Source organism: Chryseobacterium gleum (genome assembly GCF_900636535.1).
In the GTDB taxonomy this organism is placed as follows: Bacteria; Bacteroidota; Bacteroidia; order Flavobacteriales; family Weeksellaceae; genus Chryseobacterium; species Chryseobacterium gleum.
On the sequence record NZ_LR134289.1, the window covers coordinates 2,304,079 to 2,315,744 of the forward strand.

16 protein-coding genes are annotated in these 11,666 nt (G+C 31.8%); 10 read left to right on the forward strand and 6 right to left on the reverse strand.

Translation table 11 applies throughout. The features are described from left to right. Positions 1 to 74: 74 nt before the first annotated feature. The 5 genes from EL165_RS26485 to EL165_RS10510 form a co-directional block, all read right to left on the reverse strand. The gene (locus EL165_RS26485) at positions 75 to 197 is read right to left on the reverse strand and encodes a hypothetical protein (protein WP_002977351.1); all 123 of its coding nucleotides are present in this window, start codon (positions 195 to 197) and stop codon (positions 75 to 77) included. Between the two features lie 124 nt (positions 198 to 321). Next, a complete protein-coding gene (locus EL165_RS10495; RefSeq protein ID WP_002977350.1) occupies positions 322 to 1,023 on the reverse strand; it encodes a hypothetical protein in 702 nt (233 codons plus the stop codon). A 61-nt stretch (positions 1,024 to 1,084) separates the two neighbouring features. Then, the gene (locus EL165_RS10500; RefSeq protein ID WP_002977349.1) at positions 1,085 to 2,074 is read right to left on the reverse strand and encodes a hypothetical protein; all 990 of its coding nucleotides are present in this window, start codon (positions 2,072 to 2,074) and stop codon (positions 1,085 to 1,087) included. A gap of 40 nt (positions 2,075 to 2,114) precedes the next feature. Then, positions 2,115 to 2,798 carry an AbiU2 domain-containing protein gene (locus EL165_RS10505; RefSeq protein WP_002977348.1) on the reverse strand — a complete coding sequence of 228 codons (684 nt, stop codon included), beginning with the start codon at positions 2,796 to 2,798 and terminating at the stop codon, positions 2,115 to 2,117. A 274-nt stretch (positions 2,799 to 3,072) separates the two neighbouring features. Beyond that, positions 3,073 to 3,912 carry a hypothetical protein gene (locus EL165_RS10510; protein WP_002977347.1) on the reverse strand — a complete coding sequence of 280 codons (840 nt, stop codon included), beginning with the start codon at positions 3,910 to 3,912 and terminating at the stop codon, positions 3,073 to 3,075. Positions 3,913 to 4,079: 167 nt separating this feature from the next. Between EL165_RS10510 and EL165_RS10515 the strand changes: the two genes are divergently transcribed. From EL165_RS10515 to EL165_RS25820, 10 genes are all read left to right on the forward strand, one after another. Beyond that, the gene (locus EL165_RS10515; protein WP_002977346.1) at positions 4,080 to 4,814 is read left to right on the forward strand and encodes a hypothetical protein; all 735 of its coding nucleotides are present in this window, start codon (positions 4,080 to 4,082) and stop codon (positions 4,812 to 4,814) included. A 442-nt stretch (positions 4,815 to 5,256) separates the two neighbouring features. Then, positions 5,257 to 6,690 (forward strand): transglutaminase family protein, encoded by a 1,434-nt coding sequence (locus tag EL165_RS10520; RefSeq protein WP_027383737.1) that lies wholly within the window; start codon positions 5,257 to 5,259, stop codon positions 6,688 to 6,690. A 10-nt stretch (positions 6,691 to 6,700) separates the two neighbouring features. After that, the gene (locus tag EL165_RS10525; protein ID WP_002977343.1) at positions 6,701 to 7,807 is read left to right on the forward strand and encodes a hypothetical protein; all 1,107 of its coding nucleotides are present in this window, start codon (positions 6,701 to 6,703) and stop codon (positions 7,805 to 7,807) included. Between the two features lie 8 nt (positions 7,808 to 7,815). Next, positions 7,816 to 8,931: an RHS repeat-associated core domain-containing protein gene (locus tag EL165_RS10530; RefSeq protein ID WP_002977342.1), complete on the forward strand. Its 1,116-nt coding sequence runs from the start codon at positions 7,816 to 7,818 to the stop codon at positions 8,929 to 8,931. Positions 8,932 to 8,941: 10 nt separating this feature from the next. Continuing rightward, positions 8,942 to 9,310, forward strand: coding sequence for a hypothetical protein (locus EL165_RS10535; RefSeq protein WP_002977341.1), 369 nt, complete (start codon positions 8,942 to 8,944; stop codon positions 9,308 to 9,310). A 48-nt stretch (positions 9,311 to 9,358) separates the two neighbouring features. Continuing rightward, a complete protein-coding gene (locus tag EL165_RS10540; RefSeq protein WP_027383739.1) occupies positions 9,359 to 9,703 on the forward strand; it encodes a hypothetical protein in 345 nt (114 codons plus the stop codon). A gap of 4 nt (positions 9,704 to 9,707) precedes the next feature. Then, positions 9,708 to 10,058, forward strand: coding sequence for a hypothetical protein (locus EL165_RS10545; protein WP_002977339.1), 351 nt, complete (start codon positions 9,708 to 9,710; stop codon positions 10,056 to 10,058). Positions 10,059 to 10,082: 24 nt separating this feature from the next. Then, the gene (locus EL165_RS10550; RefSeq protein ID WP_002977338.1) at positions 10,083 to 10,433 is read left to right on the forward strand and encodes an immunity protein Imm33 domain-containing protein; all 351 of its coding nucleotides are present in this window, start codon (positions 10,083 to 10,085) and stop codon (positions 10,431 to 10,433) included. Positions 10,434 to 10,478: 45 nt separating this feature from the next. Then, entirely contained in the window at positions 10,479 to 11,033 is a 555-nt protein-coding gene (locus tag EL165_RS10555; RefSeq protein ID WP_002977337.1) for a hypothetical protein, read from the forward strand. A 28-nt stretch (positions 11,034 to 11,061) separates the two neighbouring features. Then, positions 11,062 to 11,211: a hypothetical protein gene (locus EL165_RS25820; protein WP_002977336.1), complete on the forward strand. Its 150-nt coding sequence runs from the start codon at positions 11,062 to 11,064 to the stop codon at positions 11,209 to 11,211. A 31-nt stretch (positions 11,212 to 11,242) separates the two neighbouring features. On the opposite strand, the gene EL165_RS10560 is transcribed toward EL165_RS25820, so the two are convergent. Continuing rightward, positions 11,243 to 11,503, reverse strand: a complete 261-nt coding sequence (locus EL165_RS10560) for a helix-turn-helix domain-containing protein (protein ID WP_002977335.1) — start codon at positions 11,501 to 11,503, stop codon at positions 11,243 to 11,245. Between the last annotated feature and the right edge of the window lie 163 nt (positions 11,504 to 11,666).

Below are 11,666 nucleotides of genomic sequence, written 5' to 3' on the forward strand. Positions count from 1 at the left end.
AAATTATTAGTTTTTTATAAATTTACAAAAAAAGCCTGAATAGATATTCAGACTTTAGAATGTTTTAAACAGAGTTATTTTTTAGGTGTAGAAGGCTTACTACTTCCTCCACTTGAAGTTTTAGCAGGATTGTTTCCCCTATTTCCTCCAGAAGGATTTCCTGTTTTACTTGGCCAGTTTTTGTTTGAATTACTCATTATTTTAATTTGTTTTAGTGCCTACTACTTTTAACGTCGATGTTGGGCTAGTTTTGACATGATCATGTAATCGAAATACGTGCCAAATGTTAAAAAAAGTTAAAATAAGAAATTATTTTAGGAGCTATCCATTATAATCAAAATCAGCCAATGGATGTTTTACTCTTTCAGCGGTCGGAATTAGAGAATTGAATCTTATTATAACTTTAATTACCTGCTCAATTAGAAGAAGTTGTTCTTTACCAGTAATATTATTAGGTTGGTTTTGAATCAATTCTAATTTAACTTTTGACTTATTTATTACGGAAGTGTTATCTTCAATTTCTAAACTATGATTCGGCTTAGTGTGAATTCCAAAATTGTGCATTGTATTTCGCAAATAGAAAAAATAGATAATCACATCTCTTTCATAAGCTGTAATACCTGCAAAAAAGGAAATCATACTTAATAACTTTTCAAAAGTCTCCTTTATAGAAGTTTTATTAATTGTATTAGCCCTTGCCTCAAAGTGCTTTGCTATAGCTCTAAAGTTGGTTTCAATGGAAATAAACAGAGCATTATAAAAGGCATCTTTAATGAATCCATTAAAATTATGATCTAGATCAACCAGATCATTTTCTACAAATCCTTCCCAAATATTTTCTTGAAGATATTTAATATCACTTAAGTGTGTCGATAATTTAAGAGCAATCAGGTAATTTTGAATGCTTGATGCAATAGCATCCATTGTTATGTTTCTAACATCTTCCAGATCACCGTGATTATTATTAGAAGATGCAAAATTTAGTAATTTCGATACTAGTTCAATCTTTTCGTCAAATTCCATAGATAGTTTTTTAATTTTTATATTTTATTTATTTCAATCCGCTTTACTTCAAATACGAAAGTTATCTGAGTTTTTTGTCTACTAAAGCAAGATATTTCATTCCTGATTGGTCAAAGACATTTTCCGTTTTTTCAATTTTCATCGCGGAATATACAGCATTTGCAAATCCTGGTAATCCCCAAAGCATAGATTTTAAATCTCCGGTGGCTACAATTCCTTGCGTGGCACCAATAATCCCACATACTGATCCGAAAATAATATTTCCTATTTGACTCTCTCCCATTTTTGCGGTTAGCTCACCTTTTCTAATCACCAATTCTCTGATCTTTTCGTTAAATAAATCTGTCCCCTCTATTACTGTGGGATCAAGCACAAGTAATTCAACTCTGCTTGTAAAAGCATCTAACAGATCACCATGCTTCTCCTTGAAGCGCAACATTTTATCTAACTTTATATTTTGTGGAAATGGGATCAAACTTTCTAAAATCGTCTGCCTTTTTTTTTGGTTTTTTAGATTTTTAATACTGTAAAACCTTGACCTTAAATTATCAGTCATAGGAATTCTGTTCGTCTTAGCTCCAATTATGGTAGCTACGAACTTCATTAATTGATCTGCCGTTTTTGTTTCCACTGCATACCAATTTCCCTCTGCTCTACTGGCAAGCCCTAAATTTTCAAGACTATAGAAGACATTATCATCAAACTTATCAGCGTGTATTCTGGCAGAAGAAAACTTCTGAGAATGCACTAAATTCCTTTGACTATTATAGAATCGATTTTGTGCTTTTTCAAGTGAATTTTTATTCTTCTCAATCTCGGTAACGAAAGGTTTTGTTACTTCCCAAGGTTCATCAAATATCTCAATAGGATTTATAGGAACTATCAGAGACATTCTAACAAGCTCCATCATAAACGGGTCATAATTCCGTTCTGGTTGCCAAAGATATTCCTGAGGTACAATCGCAGCAATATCCTTGTAATAAAGAAGAGTTCTTATAGTCCAGTCATTATCCGGTACATTGATATAAGGGTAATATAAAATATCACTCATAGTAATTAGTTTTTAGTTTTTAGTTTTTACAATAATTTGGTTATTCTTTATCTAAGTCATTTCTTTTTTTAACCTGTTCGTCATGATGGTCATTAATTATGGCAAATAAATCTTTCATATTCCAAAGGTTTGTAAACATAAAAGTGGAATTATTAAATCCAGAATTAAAGCGGTTATAGATTCCCTCCGCAATATCAGAAAGTTGCTTTATTTCAGCGAGGCTTTCAACTTCTATCTCACCAAGTTTATCAGGATCGAAGTGAGCATAATAAGAGTCTCGTCTTGCTTTAATTTTCTCAACCAAAAACTCCGCCTGATTAATCTCTTCTCTGGAAATAGCAATAGCATTTTTAATATCTGCTTTATGTTTAAACAGATAGTCATATTCACCTTCACTACCATTTTCAGAAAGCTTACGATTTTTAGTCAGCATCTCTTTGAGTTCTTCGTCAAAATCGCTGTTTTCTAACTTATTCATCAATTTTTTCAGGCTGCGTTTTTCATCCTGAACAAACAGTTTAGACAATGTTAGTGTTGCAAAGGAATAAGCTAGTGCTACATAATGCCCTAAAAAATAACTAAAAGGAGCAATTTTTTCTCTGCTTTCATTATTTTGCTCAATAATCTCGTCAATATTTGAAGTGCAGATAACTAGATCACGAATCATAATTTGGAAATACTGCATAAAGCTATTCAGCTCATCTTTTGTAAAAATATTTTTCATTAAACTAATATAAAAAATTGTTTTTAGTTGTTTCTCCAAACATTTACATCCGTGTAGACAAGCTTTTTCAGCTCATTAAATCGAGTATCATCCAGATCTTTTCCGCAAATGACTTCATGCAAGACCCCCGCGTAATCTTTAATTTCTTGGTTAACAATTTTTGCAACTGTTTCCAGTTGATCTTCTGTAAGATTTATATTTTTATTTTATTATTATCTAGGTTGATAATCTTTAAGGTTTAGTTATAGATTTGTTACAGTATTAAAGAATTTTTTTACAATTTTAGTCCAGCTGCAATACCTAATCCAAAGAATCTTTTTCCTTGATATGCCCAAGCATCTGCATTACTTCCTGTCATAAAATCATATCCATAACTAAAAATAATTCCTATATCATTTCTTGCAATCGTTAAACCTGCTGAAGGAGAAAGAACAAGATTACTTGGATTATAAGTAGTAACAACTTTTTTCTTCAGCGGTTCTTTTCCCAAGCTTGCTGATGAGAATCCGAATGAAGCTCCGGGAGTTACCGACCAGCTGGTACTTGACCTGTGTGAAAAAGTTGTCCAACCCCATGAATATCCAACAGAAAAACCCAAATTAATATTCCCAGTTACGACATTAGCAGAGTACTGATTATTATTATAGTCGACAACTGAAGGTCTAACTTTTACACCTATAGCGTTAATTCCGACAATAACGGTCTGGTAATGCAGAGTAATGCTTCTTGTAGGATCGCCCACTTTATCTCTACTCAATTTCACAAGTTTAAGTTTATTAGGAGTAGCTGCATTAATAATTCTTTCCTGACCGTAACAGGGATCTACTGCGCCTTTAGCATCAGAGCCTCCTTTATCATGCTCTATTTGCCAAGGGTCAATAAATAATTCTCCATCCTTATTGGTTACTAAACATTTAAAAGATTTATTTAAGGCAGGACAAAAACTGTAATTAGTCGTAGTACCGTCAGTAATCACATACCCTTGATCATTTAAATCTTTCAATTTTTCTTTAGAAATGTGATAACGAAATTTGAGTCTGTAGCTGCTAGTTTGTGAATGTAAAAAAGTGATCATGCTGAAAAGCATAAACAATCCCAGAATAATTGTTTTCATGTTTTATTAGTTTTTTGGTTATGAGGTAAATATACAAATATAAGTTCTCAAAATAGAGAAATTTTCATATCCAAATTACGAACTAACTTAATGTTATTAAAATTAAAATATTTCTACTTTTAAACTAATAAATTACAAATACAAAACAATTTTAAAACGAAATAAACATGAACAGACAAAGATTAATCCGAAAATTAAGAATTATTAATCATAAGTTGAATAAAAAATACATTCCAGTAGAGGATAAGCCGTTTGTGAAAATTGCCGAATTAACAGCTATATTGCCTGCACTTGGATTATTTTATTTGTGGCATTATTTTGATTTATTAGGAATTAGCTACTATCGATATTTCAATCTGTCGGACGCAATTGCTGTACTATATGAAAACCTAATGTTAATGATTTTAATTGGAGTGTTATTCTCACCAGGAATCGTCTGTTTGTTGCTGACTGACTTAAAGTCAAGAAGCAAAGGTTTATCAATAATTACATTAATTGTAATTATCGTATTATTAATTTGTGGTTTCGGTGTACTAATCAATATGTACAAATTTGCTACGCCAGTAAATATTGTTTTTATAACAATTATCACTATTTCCAGCTATGTTTACTTTTTTGAAAGTCGAAATCTTGGATTTTGGATGCATTTAGCATTCGCATTTATCTATATGTACGCAACCGCTGCACAGGAAGCAAAGTATATATTAAAAGAAAAACCAAAATTTACAATATACTTAAAGCAACACTCGGAGCAACCAATTCTTACGGAGGAAAGTAGTACAAGGTTCTATCTTTATAAGACTTCTAATTACTATTTTATAAAAGATGAAAAAGAAAATAAAATATTTGGATATTCAATATCAACTCAGGAAGAAACAGTTGTTGTACCACTAACCAGATAGTATTAATGTAATTGTCAGTCCTTCGGATTTTTTTGATCCACTTAAGACTTTGCTCCATGAAGTATTCTTAATATATTTGTGGTAAACAAAAAATAAAAAAAGTATAAGAATAAATAAATCTTAAATACATATAAAAACATTGCGTTAAGCAGTTATTTTCTAAACTCAAATACTGGTACTATAAGAATTCTAAGAAAATGTAACTGCAAGATTCGCCCTTCTGGGGCGTGTTTTGCTGCATTTCTTAGAGGGATTATACCAGTATCCTGAGTTTAGAGTGTCAGTTAATTCACGCTCTTTTTTTATGCCCAAAAACTACAACCAAAAACTAAAAATATAATGAAAATCCCTGAAGTAATATTGGACGGAATCACCGTAATACTACGGTATCAATTTAAAATGACATCCAGTAATATTGCAATAAAAAAACAAAACACAAATTATGCGAAACAGTACAATTTCTATTATACTGCTGTATTTTAGTACAGGATTATCCGCTCAGATTCCAAATCTGCCGACAGGACCAAGTGCATCGACTTCCCCAATTCAAAATTATTCTGAAATATCTTTCAGAAACAATTCTACGTCAAAAAATACGGTATCCATTCCCTCAGTTAATAATTCTTCAAGAAAGTCAGAAATTGAAAGAAGAAACTGGGAAATGCAGCAAAACGATTTTAAAATCGTAGAGAAAGAAAATCGAGAGAAAGAGCAAAAACAGTTTGAACAAAAAGTAAATAATCTAGAAATTTCCGGTTATAATCTGCCATCACTATCAGCTAATTCAGGAACTAACTTCTATTATGATGCCTTGTCTCAACTTAATAATTTAGATCAAAGCAATTATTCATTAGCTGAAGCGAATTTCATTGTTGAAAATGCTTATTCTGAAAGGAAGCTACACTATTCTAATTTCAAAGCCAACATTTCAAAAATAGCTTCTCAGGTTTTGCAAAAAATGAAATCCGGAAAGGTGACCCCAGTCGATAATACTCTGAAAAACATTGCTTTGTTTAAGCATTTCTCAAAGAATTACAAATATGATTTTGATGATTTTATGGGAAAGAAAGAATGGAACAAAATGTTTGTTTCCAAATTACTAAAAACAGGAAAAGGACAATGTCACTCAATGCCTCTACTTTATTTGATGGTAGCAGAATCAATCGGGGCAGATGCTTCATTGGCTATGGCTCCCAATCATACGTATATCCGTTTCAAAGACGATGATAATCAATGGCAGAATATAGAATTGACTAATGGAATCCTTAGTACAAATGCTATGATTTTAGAATCCGGTTACATTGGCTCCGAAGCCTTACTGAATGATGTCTATATGAATAGTTTAAGTAAAAAACAGCTTATGTCATTGTTATATGCAGACTTAGCCAATGGCTATATTCATAAGTACGGAATGGATGAATTTGTCGGAAAAGCATTGGATAAATCTCTTGAACTTTATCCCAATAATATGTATGCTAATTTACTTAAATCAATGTATCAGCAGGCGCGATTTGAATATGTAGCAGCAGAATTAGGAATTCAAAATGTAGAAAATCCTGCAGAACTTGAAAATATAAAATATTTCCCGAAAGGTCTGGAACTTTTAAAAGAAACAAAGATGCAGTTCAACAATATCGACCAGCTCGGATTCAAATTTATGCCAGATGGAGCTTATTCAGAATGGTTGAGCAATATGAACCGTGAAGCCAACAAACAAAGGAGCGAAGAGCTTGCCGAGAAAATTCGTCTTACCAATTTAGAAAAACAGAGAAAAAAGAAGGAAGAAGAACAAAAGAAATTGGAGGAAGAGCGTAGAAAAGCAAAAGAGAAAAAAAGAGAGGAGGAAAAAAATAAACCTAAACCTCTTCTAACATAAAAACATCAAGATGAAAAATCAATATTTTAGAAAATCAATGCAATTTGCTTTGCTTGTAATAGTCTCAATGGTTATTACTGTCAAAGCTCAGCGTAATCAATTTTACGAGGAGGCCTATGCACACATTGACAATATGCTAAGTGGCAAGGAAAAGTATAGTTTTAAGAAAGCTGTCTTAAGTGTTGAGCAGTCTTATTACCAGGGAAAGATTGACACGATAGCGATTAATAATGAACTCAAATTCCTGAAATCATTTGCAGAGCAAATAGTTAAAAGCAGAGAACTGACCTATCAGGGAAATGATAAAGATAAAGTCAGCAAATATGCGGCTCTTTACTCGATCATCTGCCAACCGATACCAGTGATTGTGAAAGACTCTACCATTCAATACAAACCTTTCTCTTACGATTTTACCGACGTCTTTGGTCACGATGATTTACCCAATCTCTTTGTTTCCAAATTACTTGCAACAAAAAAAGGAAATTGCAACTCGATGCCCTATTTGTACAAAATCCTTGCTGAAGAATTGGGAGTTGATGCCAATCTGGCTTTAGCCCCTAATCACGTCTACATCAAGCATAATGTAAAGTCTTTAGGATGGTTTAATACCGAATTGACGAGTGGAATTTTCCCTGAAGATGGTTGGTTAATGGCATCTGGATATATCCATCTGGACGCCATCAGAAACGGTATGTTTATGAAAGCTTTGGATAACAAAGAAAGTTTAGCATTATGCCTATTTGATCTAGCACAAGCTTACAACAGAAGCTTTCCTTCCAACGATGGCGAATTTCTCCTAAAAGTCCTCAATAAAGCTCTCGAAGTTTATCCAAATTTCGCAAAAGCACGCATTCTAAAAGCTGAAACGTATAAAGCCAGATTTCAAAAATTAATGGATAGACAAGATCTAAAGAGTGGGTCTTCAAATAATATCAAACTGGCTTTAGAAAATCCGAAAGCAAAAGAAATATATGATCTGATGGTTCAGGAATACAGTACGCTTTACAAGCTTGGTTACAGACAAATGCCTGAAGGAATGTATTTGGATTGGCTTGTATCTCTGAAAACAGAAAGAAATAAATATGAAAATAAAAAATTAAAAAACAACTTCAAATAACCACGAAAATGAAAAAACTATTTTATGTATTCTTTTTGATAATCGCAGTTTTTCTCAATGCTCAAGTAGAAAAGAATGTTTCAAACAATCCTGAAAAGATTTACGTAAATCCCGTAAAACTTACCAAAGAAGAAAGATTGCGTCCTTATATGGACGAAGTTCTAAAAACGAGGGATACTTTAACACCAGCCGAAGCAGAGCGGAGAAGACAAAACATTGAAGCAGGAAATCCTTTTAAGAAATATGGCTTCTATCCTAAAATTGCTACATTAAGCAAAGGTAAATATTTAGAAGCTCACGACTTAGACAGTATTGTAAGCATTGGATCAGTCCGTTACAATGCAAGAACCAATGAAATTGTTGAATTATTAGATATCAACATAGAAAATGCTGACTCACAACCATATCTTGATACTGCAGGTCGCTGGTTTTCTCCTGATCCACTAAGCGAAGAATACAGACGTTGGTCACCATATAACTACGCAATGAACAATCCATTGCGATTTATTGATCCGGATGGAAGGTCTACCGAAGATGCAGTTGAAGAATCAGAACAATGTTGTCTTTTTGGTATAAGTGGATTAGTGAGATTTATGCCAATCTTTGAAGGTGGCTCAAATGTGAGGCCTAATCCTGTTGTTGAAACAATGACAAAAACTAGTGAAGCAACTACAAAATCTCAGGAACATTTTAACAGAGGTAGGCAGATGGAACCAGAGCAAATAAACAGAATGAATGAAGAAGGACAAAATGTTACAAAGAATACTAAAAATTTTGAAGCAACAGATTCGAAAACAGGTAAAACAGGAGGAACGAGACCTGATGGATTCACCAAAGAAGGAAATCCTGTGGAAATAAAAAATGTAAAAAATCAATCTCTTACAAGACAATTAAGATTTCAGGACAATTTAGTTGATGGAAAAAGGCTAATTTTGAGGATAAACAAGGATGCAAATTTATCAAATCCTTTAAAAGATTCAGGGATTGAAATTCAACCTTATAACCTAACAGGACCAGCTCCTGCAAAAACAGATAACATTAGAGTAAATAACAACCCAGCTCCAAAAATTAAACCTGTCCCAGTAAAAAAAGATCCTTGTGCAGGAATACCAGGTTGTATTTAATTAAAATATTATGGAAGACAAATATATTACAGGCATAAAACAAGTTGTCAAAACTGCTCAAGCATTTTTAAATGAATTTAAAGAGTTTGCTCCATTTGGTTTAATATTTAAAAATAATGAATGGATTGATCTTGGCGCATATGACGAAAACCTTACATCGGATCAAATGAAAAATTTTTTAATTAGTACTATTATAGAAGATTTTAATGAGGGTAACACTGAGTTTGGAGCAGTTTGCGTAGATGCTAAAATTAAAGAAATCGGCGATGTTATTATTATTTACAATACATCAAATGGTAAGGATTGGTTTGAATTAGTTTATAAGTATTATCTCGAAGGAAAGTCGGTTAAAATTATCGAAGAAAATATCGAGTATTAATCCCAATGACATTATTGAAAATGTCTTATAATATTTTTGACTAAAAGATTGGAAATAAGCAGAACAGAAATAGAAGAGAAATTTTTACAACATTCAGTTCAACACGGAGTACTTTATGTAAACGGAGATTATAAAAAAGCAAATAAACTTCACAAAGAATTACATAACCTTTATAACCATGCAAAGGAGCAACGTGAAGAAGAGCTTTTTAGTGAAATGTTGGATAATCCTGACGAATATGTAAAATTGTGGGCGGCCATTTTTACTTTAAAATCAAAACCTGATATAGCTGAGAACATCCTAAAAAAATTATCTACAAATTCGAAAGTAAAAATGACAGCCTCTGCGACTCTTCATTTGTGGAAAGAAGGAAAATTAGAACTATTATTATGAGATTATGAAGAAAATAGTAGACATTGAAACTGCATTAAAAATGTTTGAGGAGGCTTCAATTATTCAAGTAGAATCTACAGAAAATGGTAATTTTAAAGTAGGAAATAAAAATTACGAGAAGGTAATGAATGCAGCTTCATTTCTTAAAAACCAAAATTCAATAGAAAGTTTATTTCAGTTTTTAAACCATCAGCATAAAGGTCCGCGATTATGGTCTGCCTGTTATATCTTACATCTTGATGAAAAGAAAGCGGTCAAAGTTTTAAAAGAAATAATAAAGCAATCGGGAATAATTGGTTCAACAGCTGAAATTACTTTAGACGAGTGGAAAAAAGGAAATCTAACATTTATATAAAATAATTATAGAATCTCAAAAAGAATGGATACTCAAGATTATTTACAAGACCAATTGAAAATTTGTGAAAAGAATTCTCAAATTTCTGATGTAGTAGAGTTAAATACCGTAATTGCATTGGGTCGAAATTTTAATCCCAACATTCAAATAAATGGACTTAGACATCCCCGAACAAAAGGTTTAACTGGTTGGTATATTTGGTCAGGTGAGTTTTCTTATGCAGATGATTTTTTTCAGCCTTCTCACGCCTATCATTTGTTGGAAGATGCTTCTTTTATAATTCAATATCTCGGGCTTCCGGCTGGTAATCGTTTTTTAATAGATAGTAACGGCTACGAGGATATTTGGTATGATGAAAGTTTGTTGGATGTATAATCTTATAACTTTTAATTAATTTCAATCATCAACAATAAAATAACTATGAAAACAAAACTTCTTTTCTTGCTACTAATACAAATTATATTTGTTAGCTGTCAAAAAAAGGTTACTGATTTTAAGCTCGTAAGCTATGATATAAAATCAAACAACGAACTGTCCATTAGTGCTTATACCACTTTGGACAAAGATGGAGTTCTAAATGTTTATCTTGATAGAGAAAGAGATAAAGTATATTATCAATATAAATTAAGCCAGAGTGAACTTGATGAAATCAATAGCTTATCAGATAAAAATTTGGATAAATATGTAATAAAAAAAGCGCTGGATGCAAATCAAGGTTATGCAGGCAGTAGAAATTACTTAAGTTTTAAGGTAAATGGAAAGGAAGACAAAATATGTTTTATTTTACCTTTTATGGATTCTGATTTTAAGAAGGTAATAGATTCGCTGGAAGACAAAATTTATTTGCAGGACGAATCTCAAAGAACTGAAGCATCTCCTATAGATTTCAAAAAAGTAGAAAAAGAAATCATTACACAGAACCAAATTGATAATTATCTTCCAAGCAAGTCATTACCACCTCCTCCGATGCGATAAATTTCATATATTTACAAAAAGCATAAATATGAAAGCAATAAAAATCTACAGTATTGTAGCAACATTGGTAATAGTTGGACTTTCAGTCTGGGTTTACTCAACTAAAAAAGAATTAAAAGAAACAGAAGAAGTTCTTGATCAATGCTCTGATCGGTATTATCAGGAAATTAATAAGTAAAAGAAATCCTAACAAATTAGTTAGGATTTTTTTATTCGTCAATCTTATATTTATTAATATCGAAATCAAAGTCAAAAAGTTCTTTTGGGGTAATACCAAAAGCTGATGACATTTTCAACATCGTTTCTATAGTTGGATTGCCCTTTCCATTTTCAAATTTATTGTAATTGCTTGAATCGAAATTTGAATTCTGCGCAACCTCATCCATTGAGTTATATTTTGTAGCTCGAATCTTTTTCAAATTTTCTGAAAACTCAAGCATAAATAATCTTAAGACTTCTTTGCTATCCATAAATAATGTATTTATGGGCAATTTTGGATTTTTGATTTGAAAATTCGTGGTAATATATTACCATACAATAAATAAAATTACTATATTTGTAAAATAAGTTACAGAATATGTAATTTTGCGATACTTCAAAGAATAATAGAAGCTATTGCTTAGAATCTCAATT